Here is a 23,249-nt window from a genome sequence, read left to right as displayed (position 1 = left end):
CTGCCAGCGAAGAGGCCCGAAGCCTTGCACTGCACCGAGAGCGCCTTCGCTGGCAAGCCAGCCCCTGCGGCAGCGGTTCTTGCAGAGCGAACAGCACTGTCGAACAGGCACAAAAAAGCCCCTCGAGGAGGGGCTTTTCGTAAAGCGTTTCAGCCAACCAGCATCAGGTCATCTGGATGATGGTCTGCATGATGGTGCTCTGGGTGGAGATGGTCTTGGCGTTCGCCTGATAGTTGCTCTGGGCCTTGATCAGGTTTACCAGTTCGTTGGTCAGGTTGACGTTGGACTCTTCCAGGGAGTTGGACTGAATCGCTCCCAGGGTGCCGGTCTTCGGTGCGTCATAACCAGGAATACCGGACGAGTAGGTCTCTTTCCACTGAGTGCCGCCTACTGGCTGCAGGCCCTGCTCGTTGGTGAAGCTGGCCAGGGAGATCTGACCGATCGGCTTGGTCTGCTCGTTGCTGAAGTTGGCCAGCATCACACCGGTGCCATCGATGGTCAGGCTGCTGATCTGGCCAGTGGAGTAGCCGTTCTGCGCGATCACCGAGCGGGTGCTTTCGCCAAACACCGAACCGGTTTTGGTCATGTCGATGCTGACACCGTTAGGTGCAGGCTTGGCGCCATTGGGAGTGAACACGCCGTTAGTGACGGTACCCGGGGTCCAGGCCGCAGCCGACATGACAATGCTGTTACCGGTAATGGTATACGGCGTGGTCCCAGGCGCAGCTGGCGGGGTCATGCTGCTGAGCTTGCCCGACGAGTCGAACTTCATGGTGATCGGCGACTGGTTGGCCATGGTGAATGCAGTACCGTCCGGGTTGCGACCATCAATCAGCGTGTAGGTTTGCCACTCATTGGCGTTCGGCGTCTTGATCATGTACTGATCCATGACGTGCTTGTTGCCCTGGGTGTCATACACAGGCGTGCTGAACTGCTTGGTGTAGGTGGTGTTGTCGGTCGGATTGAACACATAGGCCGGAGTGGTCGCACCCACATCGATCGGCGTCGAATCGGAGTTCAGGTTGATCGTCGAGGAGATCGAGTCGGTTGGCTTTGGCGCCAGGTTCGAAGTATCGATCCGCAGGTCGGTCAGCACACCGTTGATGATCTTGCCGTTGGCATCGACCGCATAACCTTGCAGGCGGGCAGTGCCGTCACTGTTGGTGATGTAGCCTTCCTTGTCGGTCTTGAAGGTACCGGCGCGGGTGTAGGTCAGGGAGCCGTTGGTGCTCAGCACGAAGAAGCCCTGGCCCTGGATGCCCATGTCCAGCACATTACCGGTGTTGTTGATATCACCGTTGGTGAACTGCTGGGAAACGTTGGCCAGGCGCACACCGTTACCAATCACCTGGGTACCGCTGCCCAGCTTGGTGGCCGAATAGACGTCGGCGAATTCCGCACGGGAGGATTTGAAGCCGGTGGTAGCGACGTTGGCGATGTTGTTGCCGGTAACGTCCAGCTGTTTGTTGGCAGCGTAGAGACCGCTAAGGCCGATATTGAAAGACATATTCCACTCCTTGTGCCGGTTAGTCGGCTCTAGATACCAATGGTTTGTACTTTGGACAGGGCAATCGGGCTGCTCATGCCGGCGAGGTTCAACATCAACTCGCCGCCGGTTTGGCTGATGGTCACGCTATTGACCGTGGCCGGCAGGTAGGTGATCAGATCAGTGCCCTTGCCATCGATGGTGGTGCTGGCCTTGAAGGTGTAGTTGCCCGGATCCGCCTTGGTGCCGTCAGTCTTGGTGCCATCCCAGACAAAGCTGGCGTTGCCGGCCTTCTGGCTGCCCATGTCGATGGTCTTGACGGTATTGCCGTCCTTGTCGGTGACGGTCACGGTGACCGAGTTCACGCTGGATGGCACGGTGACCGAACCGGTCATGCTCTTGCTGGTGTCGACCTGGGTGGTGCCGGTCTGCACGATGACCGAGCGCCCCACCAGGGACGAAGCCTGCAAGGCCTGGGAAGACTTGTAGTTACCCGTGATCGCATTCACCGAGGAGTTGAGGGTGGTGATGCCTTCCAGGGTGGAGAACTGCGCCAACTGGGCAACGAAAGCACTGTTGTCCTGCGGATCCAGCGGGTTCTGGTTGTTCAGCTGGGTTACCAGCAGCTTGAGGAATGCGTCCTTGCCCAGGCTCTGTTTGCCGGTGGCGCTGTTGGTCGCCGCGGCCAGGCCGTCGGCGCTGGTATTGCTCGTCGTTTTCGACGAATTCGCCAGGATATCCTTGAGGGATGGGGCGTTGGTGGTATCAGTAACGCTCATGGTCTTCGCCCCTTATCACTGACCCAGGGTCAGGACCTTCTGCATCATGGTTTTGGCGGTGTTCATCATTTCAGCGTTGGTCTGGAACGAACGACTGGCAGAAATCATGTCGGCCATTTCTTCCACCACGTTGACGTTGGGGTAGTAGACATAACCCTTGGCATCAGCGGCGGGATGGTTCGGCTCGTAACGAGCTTCGAGGTTGCTCTGGTCTTCGACCACACCCAGCACCTGCACGCCCTGGCCGGCAGCGTCCTGGTTCTGGAACAGCGAGTCGCTGCCGCCGCTTTGCGCCCCCTGGAACATGGTGGCAAACACCGGGTGACGAGCGCGGTAGGTCTGGTCGATGCTCGACGAGACGCTCTCGGCGTTGGCGATGTTACTGGCGACGGTGTTCAGACGGGTGGTCTGGGCGCTCATGCCACTACCGGCAATATTGAAAACACTGGCGAGGGACATGGATTACTCTCCGCGCAGGGCTGCTACCAGCCCTTTGAATTTGCTGTTGAGCAGCGTGAAGCTGGCCTGGAAATCCACCGAGTTCTGCGCGTAGCTCGATTGCTCCAGCTGGGCGTCCACGGTGTTCTGGTCGATCGAAGGTTGCATCGGGGTGCGATACAGCAGCGATTCATCACCACTGCTCAAGCCCTGGGCTTCGATATGCCGGTTGTTGGTCATGTTCAACGCGAAGGTACCGTTCTGGGCCTTCTGATTCTGCTCGGCAAGCACGGCAGAGAAGTCCAGGTCCCGAGCCTTGTAGTTCGGGGTATCGGCGTTGGCGATGTTGTTGGCCAGAACTTCGGCACGCTTGGCGCGAAAGCCAAGGGCCTGTTCGTGGATACCGAGCGCTTTATCGAAGCTGATGCTCATGGCGGAAACCTTTGGGTGACCTGATTTTTCGTAACTCGGATATAGCAAGCTGCGTGCCAAGTCATCAAACCCCGTATTTCAAGGGTTTGCCGGCGACGGCAAGGCGGCAATGCCAGAAAAGCGGCAACGGATTTCCGCGAAACACCGGCAAAGCGGCAACCACCCTGCCGCTTTCAGCCGGCGCGTCAGATAATTGCAGGCACAAAAAAGGAGGCCCAATGGCCTCCTTTTTCGGTACGACGATCTGCTGGCTACTTGGCCTGGTAGATGATGCCCGGACTGCATTGCACCATCTGATAATGATCCGGCAGCCCATTGAGGGCTTCGGAAGCCCCCAGGAACAGGTAGCCGCCAGGCTTCAGGGTGCTGTGAATGCGCATCAGGATGTCCTTCTTGACCTCCGCCGAGAAGTAGATCAACACATTGCGACAGAACACGATGTCGAACTTGCCGAGACTGGCGTAGCTGTCCAGCAGGTTGAACGAGCGGAACTCCACGCGGCTCTTGATCGGCGCCTTGACCACCCAGCGCCCCGGCCCCTTGGGGTCGAAGTAACGCTGCAGGCGCTCGGCCGACAGGCCACGTCCAATTGCCAGGCTGTCATATTCACCGGTCTTGCAGTTGTTGAGCATGGTCCCGGACAGATCAGTGGCAACGATCTGCACCCCCATCTTCAACTGCCCCATGTTGCTACGCTCGAACTCATCGATGGACATCGACAGCGAGTAGGGCTCCTGCCCCGACGAACAGGCCGCCGACCAGATGCGCAAGCGTTGGTTGGGGCTGGCCTTGATGGCTTCGGGAAGCACCTTGTTCTTCAACACCTCGAATGGGTAGGTGTCGCGAAACCACAAGGTTTCGTTGGTCGTCATGGCATCCACGACCATCTCGCGCAAACCACTGCGGGGCTGGGTCTGAATCCGCTGGACCAGCTCACCCAAGGTTTTTATCCCTTGCTGCTCCATCAGTTTGTTGAGACGGCTCGAGACTAGATATTGCTTATTTTCCCCGAGCAAAATACCACAGGCTTTTTCCAGGAAGACCCGGAACTGTTCAAAATCCAAATTACCCGTAGACAATGCTGCCGCCTCTTAAATCTTATGTCCGCCAGGGCGAGTGCCCTTAGCTGTGATCTGCTGCTTTGATCCGGTCGACTACCCGGGATGCCAGGTCATCAGGGCGGAACTTGGCAAGGAAGTCATCGGCACCGACCTTCTTCACCATCGCCTGATTGAACACCCCTGACAACGAAGTATGCAGGATGATATGCAGCTTTTGCATGCGTGGATCATTACGTATCTCGGCCGTGAGGGTGTAACCGTCCATTTCGGGCATCTCAATGTCGGAAATCATCATGAGGAATTCCTCTTCCGGCTTCTTGCCCTCGTCCACCAGTTTGCGCAAGTAATCCAGCGCTTGCCGGCCATCATTCAATGCCACTACCTCGACACCTACGGTTTGCAGGCAACGGGTGACCTGCTTGCGTGCCACCGACGAGTCATCGACGGTCAGCACCCGCAGGGAAACAGCCTTGTGCTGGGTTTCGACATCCACCACTCCTGCCGAGATCGCCTCCGAGGTCGGCGCGACTTCCGCCAGGATCTTCTCCACGTCGATGATTTCCACCAACTGGTTGTCCACCCGAGTGACCGCCGTCAGGTAGTGATCGCGTCCGGTCCCCTTGGGCGGCGGATGGATCTCTTCCCAGTTCATGTTGACGATGCGCTCCACCGAGCGCACCAGGAAACCCTGGGTCTTGGTGTTGTACTCAGTGATGATGACGAACGGATTGCTCTGGTCCTGCAGGCCACCAGAACCCGTAGCCATTGCCAGATCCAGGATCGGAATGGTTGCCCCTCGTATATTCGCGACACCGCACACCACAGGACTGGATTTGGGCATCAGGGTCAGCTTAGGGCATTGCAGCACCTCGCGAACCTTGAATACGTTGATCCCGTAGAGCTGCCCACCGTCCAGACGGAACAGCAACAACTCTAGTCGATTCTGCCCAACCAATTGCGTGCGCTGGTTCACCGAATCCATTACACCAGCCATGCCCAGACTCCCCAAAGCTTTAAGATCCGACGCACGCTCATTGCTAAACGGCACGGCGCTTGCTTTTTAACTGTTATGAACGCCAAAACGACATTTTTCCGACGCCTGACATCCCGCTACCGCACTTTGCTGTGCGGGCTGTCGGCTCTGTGCATTTTAAACCCCGGCAACCCTGCCGTTGCTGATTCGGTCACCCTGCCTGATCTTCTTATCGGCGTCACTCAAGGGTTTCTTGAATTCACGGTAGAAGACTACCTGGCCACCAGTCAAACGGAAGGTCGCTATGAAATCCAGGTCAACCAGCTGGACCCGCGCATGCGCATGCCCAATTGCGACAAGGAATTGACAGCCAACCTGGAAAGTCCGGCCCAACCGCTGGGGCGGGTCACCGTCAAAGTGCGCTGCGAAGGCGCCTCGCCATGGACGGTATTCGTGCCGGCGCAGGTCAAGCTGTTTCGCGAGGTGGTCACCACTGCACGCCCGCTCAAGCGCGCCGGCATCATCGAACCGGAAGACGTGGTGCTGCGCGAACGGGACATCAGCCAGAACAATCAGGGCTACCTCACCTCAGTGGACCAAGCCATTGGTCAGAAACTTGTCCGACCAATGGTCGCCGACCAGCTCGTTACCCTGGCCCATCTGGAGCAGGCGGAAGTCGTGCGCAAGGGCGATCAAGTGGTGATATCGGCACGCAGCGGCACGTTGAACGTGCGAATGCCGGGCGAGGCGCTGTCCAACGGCGGCATGAGCGAACAGATCCGGGTCAAGAACCTCAATTCGCAACGGGTGATCAAGGCCCGCATCACGGCGCCAGGGCAAGTGGAAGTGGCCATGTAGATAGCTGGCGCTCAACCCGTGCGTTCCCTAAACTGTGGCCGATAAAGGGTCGCAGATACCTGACTTGGTTTGTCGACAATCGAGCCTAAAGTTTTTCAGGGTATGGCCGAAAACATGGCAAGCGTCCAAATACCCAGAGGTTTACTTCATCATGGTCATCGACTTCAGCCGTTTAAACAGCTCCCCTTCACTGACAGGCAGTACGCGTACCAGCACCAGCAAGGAAACCGGTGATGCCGGCAAATCCACGCCGCTGACAACCGCCGCCGAGACCAGCAAAAGCGGGGAATCGGTACACCTGAGCAATGAGGCTCAACAGTTGCAGAAAGTCACTGACAAGCTGCGCGATCAGCCTGCCGTCGACAAAGCCCGGGTGGCCGAGTTGAAGCAAGCGATTGCCGATGGCAGCTATAAGGTCGACAGCAACCGCGTAGCCAGCAAACTGCTTAACTTCGAAGCCCAGCGCTAGCCCCAGGCTTGCGCCAGGCTTTTGGACGCTTAATCCCCAAGGCCAGCCATGCACGACACCAACCTACTGCAATTGATCAACGATGACCTTGCTCCAGCGCAACACTTGCTGGAGCTGCTACGCGCCGAGTCTATTGCCCTCCACGGCCGCGACATGCCGCTACTGGAAGATATCCTGGCGCAGAAGCAAGCCTTGGTCATCTTGCTGGAACAGCATGGCCGTAAGCGCACGCAAATTCTTGCCAGCCTGAACCTGCCGACCAACCGCGAGGGGCTCGAGCAACTGGCCAGCCACTCCAGCCTGGGCGCGCAATTGCTCGAACAGAGCAATGTCCTGACCCAATTGCTTGCCGAGTGCCAAGCTGCCAACGAGCTCAATGGTCGCTCGATCCAGATCCAACAGGCCACCACCGCCAACCAGCTGAAAATCCTCAATGGTGGCGAACCTCCTGCCCTATACGACGCCCGCGGCTCTACCTCAATGCTTGCGAAGCCACGCCCACTCAGTCAGGCTTAAACCCAAAAAATGAGCGCGCGCTACCAAGCCGTGAAACATGCTGGCAAAATGCTGGCTCCTGCGTGTAGTTGTATTTTGTCTGGAGATTGATGAACCGTGTTCAACGCCTCAAATGCGGAAGATACTCCGCAGCCACCCAAGGTGCTCACCACTGCGTTGGAGATCTCTTCCAACCTGCGGTTGCTGCAAGAGAGCCATGACCCGCTGATCATCACTTTCCACGAGCGTAGCCAGCGCTTCCAAAGCTATCTGGTGGAAGTGGACCGCGATAGCAACATGATCGCCCTCGACGAAATGATCCCCCGCGACGGTGAACGCTTCCTGCTCGCAGGCGAACCGTTTCGCGTTGAAGGCTTTCATGAAGGCGTACGCATCGCCTGGGAAAGCAACGGCTTGCCCACCCTCGACGAATCCAACGGCGGCCGCTGCTACCGCACCACCCTGCCGGACGAAGTGGTCTACCACCAGCGCCGCAACGCCTTTCGTGCCGCCCTGAAGCTGGCACAACTGGTAGACATCGAACTGAGCGGCGAGAAACTCAAATCGCCCCTCAGCGGCAAGCTGCTGGACATTTCCGCCACCGGCTGCAAATTGCGTTTCGACGGCGATATTTCCTCACGCCTGCAACTGGGCCAGGTTTACGAGCGCTTTATCGCCGCCCTGCCCTTCGGCAGCATGACGGCCCCGGTGGAACTGCGTTACCTGCACCACGAAGAACGCATCGACACCACCTTTGCCGGCGTACGCTTCCACAACATGAGCGGCCTGGTACAGCGCCAGGTCGAACGCTTCGTCTATCAACTGCAGCGTGAAGCGCGGCGCTTCGATAAAGACGACCTCTGATTCAAAGGCATCAATGAAAACGGGCAGTGCCTTGCGGCAACTGCCCGTTTTTTTTGCGCCTAAGGCCTGGCCCCGCTGAGGTGTTCCCGGGCGCATTCCTCGGCAGGCGGTTCGTCCGCAGCCTGCGGGGTATCCGCTGCAGGCTCATCAGGCGCAGCTTCCGGCGCGGGCGCGCTCTGCATCTGGTCCTGAACCACCTGTTCGTCAACCCGCGGGTCCAGAGCCGCCACCAACGGTGAACTGGACATGCTGTCCGGCATCGCCACGTGATGCAGTGGCGCATCGTCGACCTGATGCAGATTGGTCACGGCCTTCGGCCGAATCCGCCAGACCAGCACCAGGGCAAAGAAACTGAAGAAGGCGTAGAGCATTTGGCTACCGAACAACTTCATCAGCACCCCTGCCGCCAACGGACCAATACTCGCACCCACGCCATAGGTCACCAGCAGCATCGCCGTCAGCGAGACCCGTCGATCCCCTTCCACATGGTCATTGGAGAACGCCACCGCCAGTGGATAGAGACAGAACTGCACCAGGGAACACAGGAAGCCCAGAACAAACAGGACCTCCAGCGGCACCGAAGGCAGGATCGCCAGGGGCAAGGCCACCACCGCCAGGAACAAGGCAAAACAGCGGATCAGCAGCGCCCGGTCATAGCGGTCGGACAGCCAGCCCAGCGGCCACTGCACCACCAGCCCGGCGAAAATGCAGCTACCCATGAACAGACCCACCTGCTCGGTGCTCAAGCCCTGTTGCGAGGCATAGAGTGGCGCCAGGCCGTAGAACGAACCGACGATCAGCCCCGAACCCAGTACCGTGCTCAGCGATTGCGGTACACGCTTGATAAAGAAGCGCGGCTCCATGGGTGCAGGGCGCAAGGGTGCCGGGTGAATGCGCCGGGTCATGGCCACCGGCACCAGGCACAGGGCAAAGCACAGCGCCACCAGCATCAGCAGCTCCAGGCCCAGGGCCGGGTGCATGACCAGTATCAACTGCCCCAGCACCAGGCCCAGGTAAGAGGCAATCATGTAGCCGCTGAACACCAGCCCGCGCTGCTTGGCGTCGGCCTGCTCATTGAGCCAGCTTTCGATGACCATGTACTGGCACATCATCCCCAGGCCCACGATCATCCGCAGCACCAGCCAGGCCGGCAACCAGTCCACCAGGCCGTGGCCCAGCACCGCCGCGCCGACAATCCCGGCACAGGTGGCGTAGGCACGGATATGCCCGACCCGGGCAATCAGTCGGTGCCCCAGCTTGCCCCCCAAAACCAGGCCGAAATAGTTGGCCGCCATCAAGGCCCCCACCCATAGCCCGTCGACATGATCGGCGGCCAGGCGCAGGGCCAGATAAGTGCTGAGCAGGCCAGAGCCGATCAGCATCATCAGCGACGCGAAATAAAGCGCTCGAAAGGATTTCCAGATTTGGCGCATCGGCGTTCCGAGCGGCTCCTTGAATGAGGTACCGAGCCCCGGCAAACCAGGGCCCGACCAGCGACGGTTCGGTTATGCTTGGGCCGCTAACACACGCCGCTCCCAGGGAGTAATTTCATCAAAGAAACTGGTCAACTCTATGGTCTTCGAAGCGATGTAGCCTTCGATGAACTCGTTGCCGAACAGTTCCCTGGCCAACTGGCTACGTTTCAGACGCTCCAGGGCCGCATGCAAGGTACAGGGCAACGAAAGATTGTCCGGCACTTCGAACTCACCCTGGATGGCAGCGGTTGGCTCCAACTCGTTCTCGATGCCATGCAAACCTGCTGCCAGGCTCGCGGCGATCGCCAGATAAGGATTGGCGTCCGCCCCCGGCAGACGATTTTCCACCCGTCGCGCCACCGGTGAACTGGCCGGAATCCGCAGGCCAGCGGCCCGGTTATCGTGGGACCAGCACGCATTGTTCGGCGAAGCGTAAGGATGACACAAGCGCTGATAGGAGTTCACATTGGGGGCGAACAGGGCGGTGAAGTCGGCGAGGCCGGCCTGCAGGCCGCCAATGAAATGCCGGAACATCGCCGTAGGTTGCCCGGCGTCGTCACTGAAAACGTTACGGCCGTTACCCATCTCCACCAGGCTCTGGTGTATATGCATCGAGCTGCCCGGCGTGTGAGCCAAGGGCTTGGCCATGCAGACCACGATCAGGCCGTGCTTGAGCGCCACCTCCTTGAGCAGGTGCTTGAACAGGAAGGTCTGGTCCGCCAACAACAGCGGGTCACCGTGCAACAGGTTGATTTCGAACTGGCTGACGCCCATCTCGTGCATGAAGGTATCGCGGGGCAGGCCCAGGGCGGCCATGCCTTCGTAGACCTCCTTGAAGAATGGTCGCAGACCATTGTTGGAACTCACGCTGAACGCCGAATAGCCTTCCTCCCGCCGCCCATCCAGACCGACCGGCGGCCGGAAGGGCTGCGCTGGATCGTCATTGGCCGCGAACACGAAGAACTCGAGTTCGGTGGCCACCACCGGCGCCAGGCCCAGGGCGGCATAACGGGCGATTACCTGCTTGAGCTGCCCACGAGTGGAGAGCCGCGAACTCTCGCCGCTGAGCTCATCGGCGTCACAGATGGCCAGCGCTCTGGGCGTTTCGCTCCAGGGCAGGCGGTGGATCTGCCGGGGGTCGGCATTGAGCGCCAGGTCGCCGTCGTCGCTGCCGTAGAAACGTGCTGGCGGATAACCGCCCATGATGCATTGCAGCAGCACCCCCCGCGCCATCTGCAAGCGCCGCCCTTCGAGGAACCCCTCGGCGGTCATTACCTTGCCCCGCGGCACGCCATTGAGATCCGCGGTGACACATTCGATCTCATCAATGCCCGTCAATCGCTCGGCGAGTGAACTGTGGCCATCGGTTGTCATGACTCAATCCTTGTTGTTATACGAGCCGCGAACGGCGACCCGTACAAAATACGCACCACCCGTTCAGGATTTCAAGCAGGCGCGAGTAAAATCCCCGGCCCTGCCCCCACTGGCGGGGCAAGCAGGCCGCCAGCCTTGTTACAGGTCCATGGTGTCCATCAATCAGGACAAGGGAGTAGGCTCGGCACGTCGCCTACGCCAACTTGAGGGAGCGCCCATGCTGGGAAGCCTTGCCGATATTGATTTGCGGATGCTGCGGGTGTTCTGCGCCATCGTTGATGCCGGCGGGTTCACCGCAGCCCAGGCACGGCTCAACACCAGCCTGTCGCGACTGAGCGTGGTGGTCCGGGACCTTGAGGAGCGCCTGGGCTACTCCCTGTGCAGGCGCGGCAGCAGCGGATTTCAGCTGACCGATCAGGGCCAGGAGCTGTTCGAGGCAGCACAGTTGCTGTTCGCCGACATCGAGCGCTTTCGCCAGCACGCCAACCGCCTCGGCCCCATCACCCGCGAGCAGTTGCAGATCGGCAGTGTCGACAGCCTGATCAGCCTGCCCTATGCCCCCCTGTCCCTGGCCCTGGGCCATCTGCGCCGGCGCCTGCCCCAGGTACGGCCGAACCTGCACCTGATGCGCCCCGACGAACTGGAACAGACCGTGCTCGATGAACGCCTGCACCTGGCCATCGGCGCTTTCCACCATCAACTGTCGGGGTTGCACTATCAGCACCTGTTCGAGGAGGAACAGAACCTCTACTGTGCCAGCAGCCATCCGCTGTTCCCGCGCACCGACGAAACACTGACCCTGGAAGATATCTGCGCCGCCGACTATGTGAGCCGGGGCTACATGGCGGAGCACCAGCGCCCCCATGACCTGCACTTCAACCAGAGCGTCAGCGCCTACGCCATGGAGGCCATCGCCACGCTGATTTTCTCCGGCACCTACCTGGGTTACCTGCCCAGCCACTACGCGGCGGCCTGGGTAGCCAAGGGCCAACTGCGCGCCTTGCTACCCGAGCGCCTGGCCTACCGCTCGCACTTTCACTGCATCACCCGCCAGGGCCAGGAACCCAAGGTCGCACTGGCAACCTTTCTGGAATGCCTGGCCCTGGCCGGGCGGCAACTGGGCGAGGCACACCTTCAACCACTCGCGGCTCAGGGCAAGTAGAGCTTGAACAACCCGCCGCCCAATGGGCCGCCGTTGCTGATCCGAGTGTGGCCGCACACGCCATTGCGCTGATGCAATTCGGCAATGCGCCCGGCAAAGTACAGGCCCAGCCCGGTGCTGCCGCTGCTTTGATTGATGCCCTGCACATAGTCGGCCTGACGCTCGATCATCCCTTGGGGATAGCCTTCGCCATCGTCGTTGATGGACAGCACCACCTGCCCTTCCTCATCACTGACGCTGATCAGCAGGGCATGACGCGCATGGCGAATGGAATTGTTGATGCAATTGGCCAATACCGAGGCGATCAGCTCACGATCGAAGAACCCCAGGGGGCTCAGCGGATCGACTTCATAGGCGGCGGAAATACCACGGCTCTTGAACACGTCCTGGTGGCTCACCAGTTGCGCTTCGATGAAGTCATCCAGTTCGTGGTAGGCCGGCTGCAACGGCAGCTGGTTGATCCCCAGCTTGTACAGCCCCAGCAGTTGCACCAGCATGCCGTTGAGGTGGGCGAACTGATAGTCGATCACCCCCTGCTCTGGCGCATTCTGCTGCTCGGGCAAGCGCGCCAGCCACTGGGCGTGAGCCTGCATCAGCATGGCCAGGGAGTTCTTCATGTCATGTACGGTGGAGGCGATCACCGTGGAAAAGTCGAGCGCCTGTTGCTTTTCGATCATTGGCCAAACGCCTTGCTTCGCAGCTTCTGATAGCGCGGATAACGCGCGTCGGTATCGGGCATCATGCCCACCAATTTAAGGCACGCCCGGCATTCTTCCAGGAGTGCCGCGTCCGGATTGGCGTCGGCGCCGTGCAGCAGCGACTGGGCCATGTTCAGGGCAATACTGATGTTCTTCGGTTGCATGGCCAGGGCCTTGCGGAACAACTCCCGCGCTTCCGCGAGGTTGCCGCCCTTGTAGCTGCGCACGCCCTGACGGTTGATATCGGCGGCGGCATTGGAAGAACTGAGGATAGTCGGGTCGTCGGTCAGCTTGGCGATGTTCTGCATGACCTTCGGATCATCACCATAGATCTCCGCACAGTTCTTGAGCATCGAAGCACCGGCACTGGCCTGCCCCAGCATCTGCAATTGCTTGGCCACCAGCAGCGCCGCTTCGGGGCTCATGAACTGCTCCATGCCGTCCAGGCGCAGCAGCGCCTGCTCGGTGAGTTTTTCCGCGGTCTCGGCATCATTGAGCAACAGACTCGTGGCCTTCATCAGCCGCGCGCGAATCTGCAGGCCCGGGTCAGTGGGATTCTCCTTGGCCACCGCACTCAGGGTCTGGTTGATTTCCAGCCGGGTGCGCGTGTCCAGGCCCCTCTCGCTGCCCTTGCTGATCAGGGCATGGGCCAGCCCGAGGTTGCTTTCCGGGTCCTTGAAACGCGACTGCGCGCCCTGGGACACCGCCTGACGATAAGCCCGGGAGGCGCTGTCAAAGTCTTCGTTGGCCATGGCCAGCTTGCCCAGCAATGCCTGGCGCCGCACGGCCAGGGGAGAAAGGCGCACCGCCTCTTCCAGCACGTTCTGGGCCCGCTGGGTATCGCCTTCGGCTACCAGCACCTCTGCCAGCCCGTCGTAGAGGCCCGGCATCATCGGAAAGGCCTTCAAGGCCTTTTCATAAACCGCCTTGGCCTCGCCAACCTGCCCGCGCTTGAACAGCAGGCGCCCCAGCCCGACGTAGGCCCAGGGCAGTGGCCGGTCCGCCAGGATGCTGTTGTACAGGCGCTCCAGGGCCTCGTTCTGATGCATGTCGCGCAGGGCATCGGCGCGGTAGCGCAGGCACAACGGCGCATAACGCGGGTCCTGCTTGCACAGGGCGATGCAGGCGTTGAGCACCTCCACCGGCTTGCCCCGGTCAAGGGCCTGGAGAATGGGTTTGAGCAGCGTCTTGCGCTGCTGCAGGCGCTCCAGGCGCTGGGCCAGACCGGAGCGGTTGAAAGGCTTGGTCAGGTAGGCATCGGGCTCATGCTCCAGGGCACTGAGCACCATGGCCTGGCTGCTCTCGGCGGTGACCATGAGGAACACGCTCTCATGGCTGATGAGCTTTTCCAGCATCAGGTCTTCGAGCACCTGCTGGCCGTTTTTCTTGCCGTCGCCCAGGTGATAGTCCTGGAGGATGAAGTCGTAGCGCTTCTGCGCGCACATGCGCAGGGCCTGCTCGCCAGTGTCGGCGGTGTCTACATCCTTGACGCCCAGCTCACGCAGCATCGAACGCACCGAACTGCGGAAGTCCGAGAAATCATCGACGATCAAAAAGCTCTTTTGGTGGTACGCCAGCATCGAAGATTCCAGGCAAGTAAGAAGATCAATCCAAAGACAGCAGGACCCACCCGGCTTCGCAGCCTGTTTTTGGCGCGCAGATAATAGCTGCTGGCCACGGGCTATCAAGCACTTTCCGGTCGGCCTGTGATCCAGGCCGCCACTTGGGAACACAATTGTCCACTGAGGTTATCGGCCGGATTACGCATTCCCTTATAGCCGACGGGCGGCATTTCACCGCGGATTGCACAAGTCTCGACCAGCCCGTGTACTCGGCCGTAAAAGAGGCCCGTTTGCACGCTCAAACCTTGGATTCTGAAACATCACCTGATAGCGTGCTGCGCCTCACAGCCTCGATCGTTTCTTGCCGGAAATGCCCCTGCATCGCAGAGGGTCTGCCGCGCAATAAAGGGTCCATCAGTCGCAAGCGTCGCAGGCTTGCGAACCGGGTGTCGAAGGATCGGCATGACACCCCACGGCGGTACCAACGACGAGGAAGTGCCGGTCTGCCAGGCAGTGCATCACGTGATGCGCAGGTCATTATCAAATGGAGTTAACGATGGCGCATAACAGCAGTGCGATAACCGGCATTGAACTGGAACAGTTCATGGACCGCCTGGAGGCGCAACAGCAAGAACAGGAAACCGATGCCCTGCTGGCTCAGTTGCAGGCACAACCGCTGCAGGCCGACTCCCTGGCGTCCATCGACCGCCTGCACACCCTGTGGATGCAGGCCGGTAATTCAGCGGCAGCCCGGGCCGTCATCGATCAGGATGGCGACGCTCTTGTACAAGCCGCCCCAGAGCCGGCCCGCGCCGAGCTGATGATGAACCTGGCTATCCTGCGCCTGCGGGTCGCCAACTACCTCGATGACGAGCCAACCCTGATCGAAGTGCTCGGACAGCTCGAACAGATGGCCACGCAAACCCTGGATTTCAATGTCGAGCATTACCGCCGCTATCGGATCTTCGACGATCTGGAACGCGCTAGTTGTGAAATAGCACTGAAAACCATCGAAGTGCGCTACGCCCTGACCCTGGGCAACCCTGCCCGCGCAGCCCTGCGTGCCTGGGATGCCGCCGATCAGTATCAGCGCCGCGCCCGAGTCCTGGCCTACCACGATCGCAATGACGAAGCCCGCAGTGCAGCCCTGGATGCGGTCAATGCCGTACGTACCGCCGGCCCGGACCAGGATATCGATGAAGGCGACTGGCTGTGGCTGGGCAACTCGCTGATCGAGATCATTCCGCTGCGCCTGGCACTGTTCGAGCAACCCATCGCGCAACTGACCGCTGGCCGCTCCCTGCCCCAGCGCCGCGAATGGGAAGTGCGCACTGCACGCTTGGCGGCCCGCGCCCTGCACGCCCAGGGCGACCTGGCCGGCGCCCTGAAGATCTGCAATGCCGCAGCCCTGAGCCTGGATTCCGACGGCGGCAACAACTTTATCGAATACGAATTGCCCTGGCTGATGGAAGCTGGCCGCATCGACGAAGCCGGATTTCGCGCATTCATCGATGTCTATGACAGGCAAAACGAGCTCTGGCCAGCCACCGCCCGACTGGTACTCGATCGCCTGCAAGACCCTGATGAGCGCAGTGCCTGGTGGCCGATTTGCGTGATGCGTGCCTGTATCACCGAGGAAGTGCTGCAGAGCTTCCTGCAAGCACTGCCAAGCATCGAAACCAGCGAGTCTGCCACCACGCCACTGCTGGCCGCACTCTCCCTGGCCATGGAGGACCTGCAAGCTGGCGACGCGCTGTATACCGAAGCTCGTGCAGAAGCGGTGCGTCGCGCGCCCGATCACCCCTGGATCACCCGCCTGGCAGCCGTGCACGACGCTGAGCACGGCCTGATCGATGCGGCCACTGAAGCCAGCCTGCTGCAAACCGCCATCCAGGCGGGCCGCATGCAAGACAACCGCAGTGCGTTTTCGCTGTTTGCCGCTCGGATCAACAGCCAGGGGATTATCGAGGCACTCAAAGCGCCCAAGCCCGTCCTGTCCTGCGGCAAGCACGCCTACAACTACGCACTGGGCATTGAAGACCTGGCCGAAGCAGAAGCCGACAAACTGCCCCCGGACGCCCGGGACCAGGCCTATTCGTTGCTGCGCGAAGCCCAGAGAGATGCCTACGAGCAGGGCCAGGCCCATATGGAGCGCTATTTCGCCAGCGGCAGCGGCCACCCGTACGATGCCTGCGCGCACCTGTATTCCATGCTCTGCAACAACCTGGCGATCAACTACCGCTACTACAACCCGATTCGCTACGAAGACGCCATCGAACTGCATACACGGGGCATCGCCGCCAGCCCGTTCGCCGAACACTACAACGGGCTGCTCAGTGCGCGTATCAGCCTGGAGGATCTGCCCGGCATTATCGATGCTGCGGAACAGCTTTGGCATTATTCGGCCGAGTTCGGCTACAGCCGCCACAACCCGGATGAATACGTAGCCTCGGTGGCGTACGCCCTGTACAAGCTCGATCGCGACAATGAGATCCTCATCTGGCTCGAACGCCTGCTCAAGTGGCAGGAAGAGCAAGGCGTCAGCGATCAGCAACTGGACAGCTCGGCGCTGTTTGCCCGGATCCAGGTCGCACGCTACCTGGCCCATGCCCATCCGGACAACGCCGACAGCCTCTGGCAGCGTTACCAGCCGGCGGTACTGTCCCTGAACGAGGTCTCGGTCATGTCCGCCTCGGTGGACTTCCTCAAGGCCCGGGGGCGGGCCGCCGAAGCCATTGACTACTGCGCACGCACCCTGGCCCTGTGTGCCCCGGACGATGACTACGACATCCGGTGCCGTGCCCGGATCGAGCAAATCCTGAGCGAGCTGCAAGCCCCGGCTCAACCGGCCGGCAAGAAAAACTGGTGGCAGATATGGAAGTAAGCGCCGACAAGCGCAGCCCCAGCTACGCCCCGCGCAACCTGCTCAATGCCGATGAACTGAAACGCGGCATCACCCAGCGCAGCCAGCAGCGCAGGGACGAGCAAGCAGTGCAGGGTTGGCTGTTGAACCACTTCTATCGCCATCTGGTAGGTAACTTCGAACCGGCACGGCGCATCCAGTCCCTGGATGACGCCTGTACGGCCCTGGGTAGCGACTCGGTGCCGGCCTGGGTGAACGGCTATTTCGAGCGCGCTGCCAAGGCGCAATCCGAAGACCCCGCCAAAGCCCTGGCGCCCCTGGTCTGGATCGACCCGCAGGACCCGCAGCTGCTGCACCAGGAAGCCCAACTGGTGGAGTTCCTGACCTCACGCAAAGGGACGGCTCTTGAGGGCAAGCTGGATCGCATCACTTGCCCGCAAGCGCTGGCATTGTGGGAAAGGGAGCATGCACAAATGGCGGCCCGGGTCGACCAGGGATGGCGCCAGAGCTCTGCCCAAGCCCTGACCGTGACCCTTACCTGTGCCGAGCACACCTGGGTCGAACTGCGCCCGCAAAGCCCGCTGTTGCGGGCCGAGATGGCTTTTGAAAGCTACGTGATGCGCCATTGCCTCGGGCAGTTCGCCGACCGTCGGGCCCTGACCGGCGGCTACGGCGAGCGTTACGCCGAAGCGGTGGAACAACAGGGCATGCGCGTGTTCAGCCTGCGCGATGCTCAAGGCCAACCCCACATCACCGTCAGCCTGATCATCCAGGACGACGGTGCACTGACGGTGGAGCAGGTCAAAGGCAAGCAGAACCGCCCGCCCGTCGAACGTTATTTCCACGACCTGCTGCGCTTTCTCAACACCCTGGGTACCGACCAACAGACCCCGGCCGACTGCATTGCCATCGGCATAGTACGTACCGAGGCGGGTTGGCTGCGTATCGAAGAAGTCAGCGACCCTCAAACCCAGACCCGTCTGGTAGCCCGTTACCCACAGTTGTTCCGACGGCTGGAAGCCCCTTCGGCCATGGTCGAATGGCTGGTCGCGGCACGCCAGTCCGACCTGCTGCTGGAGGTCGCGCCCCAGGCGCCGACCGTCAAGTACGCCACCCGTCACATCTTCAAGAAAACCCCCTTGCCACCACGTCAGGCCGAGGACCCGCAGTATCGGACCGAAGGCGTGCCCTGGTCAGATATGTCCCCATCCCTGGCCGAAGAAATCAGCACATGGCAAAACAGAAGCAGGTAATACGCAGATGATGACGGTAATTGTCGTGCTATTCGGCGCCTGGCTGGGCTGGCGTCACTTTCGCCGCCCGTCGGGAACATCCCTGGTGGTATTCACACCACGCAAGCGTTGGGCACTGACACTGGCACAACCCATGGTCGATGCCACCGGAATGACCGGTTTCTACGACCCCGATACCACCCACTTCATGGATCAGGCGAAAAGCACCCTGCGGGCCTCGTTGCTGCACCAGATCGGTTTTCGCAGCAACGCCACCGACGACGAAGTCTGCGTCCACCTCAATGGCACCCTGGAGCGCCAGTGGTTTCGTATTGACCTGCATGGCCTGAATCCCAGTGACGACCCGCGAGCAGCCATGGCCTTCGCCTGCGTGCGCAGCGCATTTTTTGTCCGTTGCGCCATGTTGATGAGCTGGCTCGAACCTGAAACAGGGTGGCGCATCATGCTGCTCAACGCCCAGCGGGCCCAGGACTGCTTCAACGATTGGGAAGACTTCGGCAAGGCCTTCATGCTGGGCCGCCAGCAATGGATAGCCGCATTCAGGGCCGATTCGCTGGGAACTTCATTCAATGAAGCGAAGCTGAGCCAGTTGCTTGCACCCGGCAGCGGAGTGTGGGCAAGCGTTGACTGGAAGGGATTGCCGGCGCTCTGTCCGGTAGCGGATTGATATTTCTGGCCCTGGCGACAAGCAGCCAGATCAGCAAAACAACGTGAATCCTTGCAGGCCATCAAAAACACTCACTGTGGCCCTATTCACAAGCACGTAGCCCCACGCTGGTCAGGCTGTCACCAATACAAGAAAAAGAGCCCGTTGTTTAACGTGCCCCTCGGATAGACGAAAACAAAAAAGCCCCGCCCGAGGATCGCCCGGTGGGGCTTTTCTTTATTCTTTCGCTCCGGGGTCCAAGAACAGATCAACCGCGCAGGGATCAGCCCAGAAAGATACGAATTATATGGTGTCCCAGGGCAGGTTCGAACTGCCAACCTTCCCCTTAGGAGGGGGATGCTCTATCCAATTGAGCTACTGAGACAAAACAGCGAGCGCCATTGCGGCACGGCGCGAAGGACGGCGTGCATGTTAACGGCCAAGGCTGCATTTGTCATGTGATCCATAGGGCTTTTTGCAGGAAGCATCAGGCTCGCCCCGCGGCTTCGATGCCGCGTCGTGCAAATTGCATCACTGCAAAAAGCCATCATTGCAAAATGCAATTCAAGAGACTTTAAAAATCAGCTCAACATATTGTTTTTAAAGACTTTATCGCCAGGTAAACTCTTGGCACGCAGGCTGCTTATTCAGTGGATAAACACTGAGGAGATGCCGCCCATGAATAGCGCTCTGTTGCTCTTGAATGCGATTGCCATTGCCGTATTGGCGGCCTTTCACTTTCAACCTGCAGATGACGCTGCCCCTGGCGGGTCATCCTTCGCCCATTACCAGCAACGCCTGGCACCCCAGCTGGCAGTCATGAACACCCAGCTTGAGCCTGGCTCAGTGACCCGGGTTACCCAGGGAAAAGCCTCGCAACAGCCAGGCGCCGCACCCACTGAACGCTGGGTATTTTGAGACCTAGACTACAGGAGCCATTTATGTCCACCGCCGCCAAAAGCCTGCTTGTTCTGACGCTACTCAGCGCCATTGCCGCTGTGTTCCTGCCTGAAGAACCTCTGGGCAGCGCGCCACTGATCATCAGCGGCTCACTGTTCGGCCTGTTCCTGCTGGCACTGCTGGCTGGCCGCAAGATCAAGTTCGACCCTGTATTGCGCTGATACCGTGCTCTTGCAATATGCCTAAGAGGCGCCTCAAGGTAACCTGCAATTCGGCAGAATTATCCAGGCGAACCACTCCCTCCTCATCCAGCCAGCCGGCATGGGCAAACTGTTCATTACGCTGCAGGCGCTCTTCTATCTCCGGCAGGCTTTCCCTGGCCCGACGCAGCAAGCGACGGCGTAATACTTCGTTATCAACCGTCAGAACTATCGGAATCAGATCGGGATACCGAGCTCGCGCCCTGGATAGATAGCCTCTGGACCCGTTGACCAGGACATTGCGCCCCTGCGCCAACCAGCTATCGATCACCACGGGAATCCCATAATCCAGGCCATTGGCCTGCCAGAACAAAGCGAAATCCCCCCGGCCTACTCGCCCCGCGAACTCCTCGGCGGTGACCTCAATCGCCTCCTCTCCCACCGACTCGGCAGAGCGCGTGATCACCCTTCTTGCCACTTCACAGCCCAACGCACTTAAAGGCTGCCGGGCCGCATCAATCAGGCTATCCTTGCCGGCCCCTGAAGGCCCCATCAAGTAGATCAACCTACCCGGCATGGGTGGCTGCTCCGCAGAGCACAACTAGTAAATCGGCCATTTGCCACTATCCTCTGACAGGTAGGGATTACACTTTCACCCGCATAGCATGCACCTTCGTCGGTGCACTGACACTCCCGCAGGATGGGAGAATGCGGCCAGCAACGCGGACCCGACGAACTTTTCAAACCAGTCCGCATTTCTGATAATTGGTGCTGGCATAACGCCTTTATCCAGTTCAATATTTGTCACAGAATTGACGCCAAGGATCTGGCAATTTTGAGGCATGATGCGGGCCTCTTAACAATTCAGGTTGAACATTTGGCATTCAGGCTTGTCCTAAAAGACAGCCCGCGGCCAATTCCGAGAACCGCTCCCCCTGAACTAACCGGTTAAATATATGCGCCCATTGAAACAGGCAATTTATTCCAGCCGTACGGCTGACAAGTTCGTCGTACGTCTACCCGACGGGATGCGTGAACGCATTGCCGAGGTGGCTCGCAATCATCACCGCAGCATGAACTCCGAAATCATCGCGCGCCTGGAACAGAGTCTTATTCAGGAAGGCGCCTTGGGTGAAGAGCTGAGCATGCGCCTGGACAGCCCCGAACTGTCCTTGCATGAGCGCGAACTGCTTCAACGTTTCCGCCAACTCTCACATCGCCAGCAAAACGCTTTGGTTTCGCTGATCGCCCATGACGCTGAAATGGCCGCAGACGCCACCTGATTGCATCTCGCAAGCTCAAGCCAGCCTAGTCGCTGGCTTTTTTTTGCCCCGCCAAAAGCAGCGAAGCGCCATTTAGGCGCTTCGTCGGTAACCAACAGGGAAGAACGGCTCAAAGCAGGAAAATGGTCGCCAGGCCGAGAAAGATGAAAAAGCCGCCACTGTCAGTCATGGCGGTGATCATCACGCTAGCGCCCATCGCCGGATCACGCCCCAGGCGCGCCAGGGTCATGGGGATCAGAACCCCCATCAGCGCCGCCAGCAGCAGGTTCAAGGTCATGGCAGCGGTCATGACCACCCCCAGCGACCAGCTCCCGTAGAGCATGTACGCCACGACACCGATCACCCCACCCCAGACCAGGCCATTTATCAGGGCTACGGCCAGCTCTTTACGCATCAAGCGCGAGGTGTTGCCAGTGCTCACCTGGTCCAGGGCCATTGCCCGGACAATCATGGTGATAGTCTGATTACCCGAGTTGCCACCGATACCCGCAACGATGGGCATCAGGGCCGCCAAAGCCACCAGCTTTTCAATCGAGCCCTCGAACAACCCAATCACCCGGGACGCGACAAACGCGGTAATCAGATTGATCGCCAGCCAGGCCCAACGGTTGCGCAGGGATTTCCAGACCGAGGCGAAGATGTCTTCCTCTTCCCGCAGACCGGCCATGTTGAGGACTTCGGTCTCACTTTCCTCACGAATCAGGTCGACCATTTCGTCGATGGTCAAACGGCCGATCAACTTGTCGTTCTTGTCGACCACAGGGGCCGAAATCAGGTCATAACGCTCAAACGCCTGAGCCGCGTCGTAGGCGTCTTCATCCGGGTGAAAACTCACCGGATCACTGGCCATGACCTCGGCGACCTGCTTGTCCGGGTCATTGACCAGCAGACGCTTGATCGGCAGCACCCCTTTGAGCACGCCGTCGTAGTCCACCACGAACAGTTTGTCGGTGTGGCTTGGCAATTCTTTCAGGCGACGCAGATAACGCAGGACCACTTCCAGGCTGACATCCTCGCGGATGGTCACCATCTCGAAGTCCATCAGCGCACCGACCTGCTCCTCGTCATAGGACAGCGCGGAGCGAACGCGCTCACGCTGCTGGCCGTCGAGAGCCTCCATCAGCTCATGGACGACGTCTCGCGGCAGCTCGGGGGCCAGGTCAGCAAGTTCGTCAGCGTCCATCTCCTTGGCGGCAGCCAGGAGCTCGTGATCGTCCATGTCGGCGATCAGGGTTTCACGTACGGAATCGGATACTTCGAGGAGGATGTCGCCGTCACGCTCGGCCTTGACCAACTGCCAGACGGTCAGACGCTCTTCCAGAGGCAAGGCTTCAAGGATGTAGGCGACGTCAGCAGAGTGCAGATCATCGAGCTTGCGTTGCAACTCGACGAGGTTCTGCCGATGGACCAGGTTCTCGACCCGGTCATGATGATGGCCTTCCTGACGGTGCGTCAGGTCTTCAACTACTCGCTGGCGCTGCAGCAGTTCAACGACTTGAGCCAGGCGGTCTTGCAGGCTTTCCTGCGTTTTCTTTACTTCTACTTCGGTCATAGGCGAACTCCACTCCCAGCAGAGGAGCACGCCGGAAGGATCAATCAGTCAGTTCATGATTGTTAAAACGGGATACTGAGTAACTACTGGGTAAGTCCATGGAGGTATTCCACAAGCCCCGGCGGGGCTGACGGGCGCAATCATACACCGCTTGACGGTTTTAAACGTTAAAAAATCGCGGCAAGAACAAGCGCTTGCGGCATAAAGCTGAGCAACGTCCGAATCTATGAGACTGCGACGCCTCGACAGAAAAAGAAAACACACAGCACAGGAAAAAAGTCGGAGAGACAGACTCACAGGCATTGCATTCGACTTCCGCCGGGCAAAGCCGTTCCAGCCCAGGAGGGCAAAAGAGATAAAGGAGGATAAAAAAGCAGAAAGCAAAAAGCCCGCATCTTTCGATGCGGGCTTCCTGATGTATGGTGC

General features: G+C 59.8%; 24 protein-coding genes and 1 tRNA gene. 12 read left to right on the top strand and 13 right to left on the bottom strand.

Translation table 11 applies throughout. The features are described 5' to 3' along the window. Nucleotides 1-163: 163 nt before the first annotated feature. The 6 genes from flgE to AC07R1_RS21525 form a co-directional block, all read right to left on the bottom strand. Nucleotides 164-1,507, bottom strand: a complete 1,344-nt coding sequence (flgE, locus tag AC07R1_RS21550; RefSeq protein ID WP_011062740.1) for a flagellar hook protein FlgE — start codon at nt 1,505-1,507, stop codon at nt 164-166. A 29-nt stretch (nt 1,508-1,536) separates the two neighbouring features. Next, nucleotides 1,537-2,265, bottom strand: a complete 729-nt coding sequence (gene flgD / locus AC07R1_RS21545) for a flagellar hook assembly protein FlgD (RefSeq protein ID WP_011062741.1) — start codon at nt 2,263-2,265, stop codon at nt 1,537-1,539. A 15-nt stretch (nt 2,266-2,280) separates the two neighbouring features. Continuing rightward, nucleotides 2,281-2,724, bottom strand: coding sequence for a flagellar basal body rod protein FlgC (gene flgC, locus AC07R1_RS21540; protein WP_011062742.1), 444 nt, complete (start codon nt 2,722-2,724; stop codon nt 2,281-2,283). Nucleotides 2,725-2,727: 3 nt separating this feature from the next. Further along, nucleotides 2,728-3,135: a flagellar basal body rod protein FlgB gene (gene flgB, locus AC07R1_RS21535; RefSeq protein ID WP_011062743.1), complete on the bottom strand. Its 408-nt coding sequence runs from the start codon at nt 3,133-3,135 to the stop codon at nt 2,728-2,730. 251 nt (nt 3,136-3,386) lie between these two features. Further along, a complete protein-coding gene (cheR, locus tag AC07R1_RS21530; protein WP_011062744.1) occupies nt 3,387-4,214 on the bottom strand; it encodes a protein-glutamate O-methyltransferase CheR in 828 nt (275 codons plus the stop codon). A gap of 43 nt (nt 4,215-4,257) precedes the next feature. Then, nucleotides 4,258-5,190 carry a chemotaxis protein CheV gene (locus AC07R1_RS21525; protein ID WP_011062745.1) on the bottom strand — a complete coding sequence of 311 codons (933 nt, stop codon included), beginning with the start codon at nt 5,188-5,190 and terminating at the stop codon, nt 4,258-4,260. Nucleotides 5,191-5,265: 75 nt separating this feature from the next. Between AC07R1_RS21525 and flgA the strand changes: the two genes are divergently transcribed. The 4 genes from flgA to AC07R1_RS21505 all read left to right on the top strand — a co-directional run bounded on the left by flgA (nt 5,266) and on the right by AC07R1_RS21505 (nt 7,855). Then, on the top strand, nt 5,266-6,027 hold the full coding sequence (gene flgA, locus AC07R1_RS21520) for a flagellar basal body P-ring formation chaperone FlgA (protein ID WP_011062746.1): 762 nt from the start codon (nt 5,266-5,268) through the stop codon (nt 6,025-6,027). A 151-nt stretch (nt 6,028-6,178) separates the two neighbouring features. Beyond that, nucleotides 6,179-6,496 (top strand): flagellar biosynthesis anti-sigma factor FlgM, encoded by a 318-nt coding sequence (flgM, locus tag AC07R1_RS21515; RefSeq protein ID WP_011062747.1) that lies wholly within the window; start codon nt 6,179-6,181, stop codon nt 6,494-6,496. A gap of 48 nt (nt 6,497-6,544) precedes the next feature. Further along, nucleotides 6,545-7,012: a flagella synthesis protein FlgN gene (locus AC07R1_RS21510; RefSeq protein WP_011062748.1), complete on the top strand. Its 468-nt coding sequence runs from the start codon at nt 6,545-6,547 to the stop codon at nt 7,010-7,012. Nucleotides 7,013-7,108: 96 nt separating this feature from the next. Further along, the gene (locus AC07R1_RS21505) at nt 7,109-7,855 is read left to right on the top strand and encodes a flagellar brake protein (RefSeq protein WP_011062749.1); all 747 of its coding nucleotides are present in this window, start codon (nt 7,109-7,111) and stop codon (nt 7,853-7,855) included. A 59-nt stretch (nt 7,856-7,914) separates the two neighbouring features. Here the strand turns inward: AC07R1_RS21505 and AC07R1_RS21500 are convergent, their stop codons facing one another. Both AC07R1_RS21500 and AC07R1_RS21495 read right to left on the bottom strand, forming a co-directional pair. After that, nucleotides 7,915-9,288 carry an MFS transporter gene (locus tag AC07R1_RS21500; protein WP_019092800.1) on the bottom strand — a complete coding sequence of 458 codons (1,374 nt, stop codon included), beginning with the start codon at nt 9,286-9,288 and terminating at the stop codon, nt 7,915-7,917. Between the two features lie 72 nt (nt 9,289-9,360). After that, a complete protein-coding gene (locus tag AC07R1_RS21495; protein ID WP_495110935.1) occupies nt 9,361-10,602 on the bottom strand; it encodes a glutamine synthetase family protein in 1,242 nt (413 codons plus the stop codon). Nucleotides 10,603-10,921: 319 nt separating this feature from the next. Here AC07R1_RS21495 and AC07R1_RS21490 point away from each other — a divergent pair, with 319 nt between their 5' ends. Beyond that, nucleotides 10,922-11,866, top strand: a complete 945-nt coding sequence (locus AC07R1_RS21490; protein ID WP_495110919.1) for a LysR family transcriptional regulator — start codon at nt 10,922-10,924, stop codon at nt 11,864-11,866. Here the strand turns inward: AC07R1_RS21490 and AC07R1_RS21485 are convergent. Together AC07R1_RS21485 and AC07R1_RS21480 are read right to left on the bottom strand one after the other, a co-directional pair. After that, complete coding sequence (locus AC07R1_RS21485) at nt 11,854-12,543, bottom strand: sensor histidine kinase (protein WP_011062753.1); 690 nt, start codon at nt 12,541-12,543, stop codon at nt 11,854-11,856. The genes AC07R1_RS21490 and AC07R1_RS21485 overlap by 13 nt on opposite strands. Beyond that, nucleotides 12,540-14,144 carry a tetratricopeptide repeat-containing response regulator gene (locus tag AC07R1_RS21480; RefSeq protein WP_015636670.1) on the bottom strand — a complete coding sequence of 535 codons (1,605 nt, stop codon included), beginning with the start codon at nt 14,142-14,144 and terminating at the stop codon, nt 12,540-12,542. Before AC07R1_RS21480 ends, AC07R1_RS21485 begins: the two co-directional genes overlap by 4 nt. 538 nt (nt 14,145-14,682) lie before the next feature. On the opposite strand from AC07R1_RS21480, the gene AC07R1_RS21475 reads away from it, so the two are divergent. Genes AC07R1_RS21475 through AC07R1_RS21465 form a run of 3 tightly spaced genes read left to right on the top strand, consistent with a single transcriptional unit; the run spans nt 14,683 to nt 18,909 of the window. Next, entirely contained in the window at nt 14,683-17,010 is a 2,328-nt protein-coding gene (locus tag AC07R1_RS21475) for a hypothetical protein (RefSeq protein WP_495110918.1), read from the top strand. Then, nucleotides 17,001-18,242 (top strand): hypothetical protein, encoded by a 1,242-nt coding sequence (locus AC07R1_RS21470; RefSeq protein ID WP_404673793.1) that lies wholly within the window; start codon nt 17,001-17,003, stop codon nt 18,240-18,242. Before AC07R1_RS21475 ends, AC07R1_RS21470 begins: the two co-directional genes overlap by 10 nt. A 7-nt stretch (nt 18,243-18,249) precedes the next feature. Next, a complete protein-coding gene (locus AC07R1_RS21465) occupies nt 18,250-18,909 on the top strand; it encodes a DUF1266 domain-containing protein (protein WP_072442765.1) in 660 nt (219 codons plus the stop codon). A gap of 287 nt (nt 18,910-19,196) precedes the next feature. Here AC07R1_RS21465 and AC07R1_RS21460 read toward each other — a convergent pair. Then, nucleotides 19,197-19,273, bottom strand: a tRNA-Arg gene (locus AC07R1_RS21460). 134 nt (nt 19,274-19,407) lie between these two features. Here AC07R1_RS21460 and AC07R1_RS21455 point away from each other — a divergent pair. Continuing rightward, nucleotides 19,408-19,806, top strand: coding sequence for a hypothetical protein (locus tag AC07R1_RS21455; RefSeq protein WP_404673794.1), 399 nt, complete (start codon nt 19,408-19,410; stop codon nt 19,804-19,806). Nucleotides 19,807-19,829: 23 nt separating this feature from the next. Further along, on the top strand, nt 19,830-20,009 hold the full coding sequence (locus tag AC07R1_RS21450; protein ID WP_041119533.1) for a PA3371 family protein: 180 nt from the start codon (nt 19,830-19,832) through the stop codon (nt 20,007-20,009). Here the strand turns inward: AC07R1_RS21450 and phnN are convergent. Then, nucleotides 19,984-20,565, bottom strand: a complete 582-nt coding sequence (gene phnN, locus AC07R1_RS21445) for a phosphonate metabolism protein/1,5-bisphosphokinase (PRPP-forming) PhnN (protein ID WP_220223126.1) — start codon at nt 20,563-20,565, stop codon at nt 19,984-19,986. The genes AC07R1_RS21450 and phnN overlap by 26 nt on opposite strands. Before the next feature lie 379 nt (nt 20,566-20,944). Between phnN and AC07R1_RS21440 the strand changes: the two genes are divergently transcribed. After that, nucleotides 20,945-21,271, top strand: coding sequence for an Arc family DNA-binding protein (locus tag AC07R1_RS21440; RefSeq protein WP_003204761.1), 327 nt, complete (start codon nt 20,945-20,947; stop codon nt 21,269-21,271). 109 nt (nt 21,272-21,380) lie between these two features. Here the strand turns inward: AC07R1_RS21440 and mgtE are convergent, their stop codons facing one another. Further along, entirely contained in the window at nt 21,381-22,823 is a 1,443-nt protein-coding gene (gene mgtE / locus AC07R1_RS21435; protein ID WP_011062760.1) for a magnesium transporter, read from the bottom strand. A gap of 226 nt (nt 22,824-23,049) precedes the next feature. Here mgtE and AC07R1_RS21430 point away from each other — a divergent pair. Then, nucleotides 23,050-23,249 (top strand): hypothetical protein (locus AC07R1_RS21430; RefSeq protein ID WP_493169442.1); only part of this gene is annotated, 200 nt, incomplete at its 3' end.

The organism is Pseudomonas sp. GW821-FHT07F01 (assembly GCF_059418825.1).
Note: the sequence above shows the minus strand (reverse complement) of the source record. Positions and strands in the feature narration are given on the sequence as shown.

Excerpts from the sequence above, each read along its gene's own strand:
- AC07R1_RS21525 (WP_011062745.1), bottom strand. The coding sequence starts at position 5,190 with ATGGCTGGTGTAATGGATTCGGTGAACCAGCGCACGCAATTGGTTGGG.
- AC07R1_RS21490 (WP_495110919.1), top strand. The coding sequence starts at position 10,922 with ATGCTGGGAAGCCTTGCCGATATTGATTTGCGGATGCTGCGGGTGTTC.
- AC07R1_RS21510 (WP_011062748.1), top strand. The coding sequence starts at position 6,545 with ATGCACGACACCAACCTACTGCAATTGATCAACGATGACCTTGCTCCA.
- flgM (WP_011062747.1), top strand. The coding sequence starts at position 6,179 with ATGGTCATCGACTTCAGCCGTTTAAACAGCTCCCCTTCACTGACAGGC.
- AC07R1_RS21500 (WP_019092800.1), bottom strand. The coding sequence starts at position 9,288 with ATGCGCCAAATCTGGAAATCCTTTCGAGCGCTTTATTTCGCGTCGCTG.
- mgtE (WP_011062760.1), bottom strand. The coding sequence starts at position 22,823 with ATGACCGAAGTAGAAGTAAAGAAAACGCAGGAAAGCCTGCAAGACCGC.
- AC07R1_RS21485 (WP_011062753.1), bottom strand. The coding sequence starts at position 12,543 with ATGATCGAAAAGCAACAGGCGCTCGACTTTTCCACGGTGATCGCCTCC.
- AC07R1_RS21440 (WP_003204761.1), top strand. The coding sequence starts at position 20,945 with ATGCGCCCATTGAAACAGGCAATTTATTCCAGCCGTACGGCTGACAAG.
- AC07R1_RS21475 (WP_495110918.1), top strand. The coding sequence starts at position 14,683 with ATGGCGCATAACAGCAGTGCGATAACCGGCATTGAACTGGAACAGTTC.
- AC07R1_RS21480 (WP_015636670.1), bottom strand. The coding sequence starts at position 14,144 with ATGCTGGCGTACCACCAAAAGAGCTTTTTGATCGTCGATGATTTCTCG.
- flgD (WP_011062741.1), bottom strand. The coding sequence starts at position 2,265 with ATGAGCGTTACTGATACCACCAACGCCCCATCCCTCAAGGATATCCTG.
- phnN (WP_220223126.1), bottom strand. The coding sequence starts at position 20,565 with ATGCCGGGTAGGTTGATCTACTTGATGGGGCCTTCAGGGGCCGGCAAG.
- AC07R1_RS21465 (WP_072442765.1), top strand. The coding sequence starts at position 18,250 with ATGATGACGGTAATTGTCGTGCTATTCGGCGCCTGGCTGGGCTGGCGT.
- flgA (WP_011062746.1), top strand. The coding sequence starts at position 5,266 with ATGAACGCCAAAACGACATTTTTCCGACGCCTGACATCCCGCTACCGC.
- flgB (WP_011062743.1), bottom strand. The coding sequence starts at position 3,135 with ATGAGCATCAGCTTCGATAAAGCGCTCGGTATCCACGAACAGGCCCTT.
- AC07R1_RS21495 (WP_495110935.1), bottom strand. The coding sequence starts at position 10,602 with ATGACCGCCGAGGGGTTCCTCGAAGGGCGGCGCTTGCAGATGGCGCGG.
- AC07R1_RS21470 (WP_404673793.1), top strand. The coding sequence starts at position 17,001 with ATGGAAGTAAGCGCCGACAAGCGCAGCCCCAGCTACGCCCCGCGCAAC.
- flgC (WP_011062742.1), bottom strand. The coding sequence starts at position 2,724 with ATGTCCCTCGCCAGTGTTTTCAATATTGCCGGTAGTGGCATGAGCGCC.
- flgE (WP_011062740.1), bottom strand. The coding sequence starts at position 1,507 with ATGTCTTTCAATATCGGCCTTAGCGGTCTCTACGCTGCCAACAAACAG.
- AC07R1_RS21450 (WP_041119533.1), top strand. The coding sequence starts at position 19,830 with ATGTCCACCGCCGCCAAAAGCCTGCTTGTTCTGACGCTACTCAGCGCC.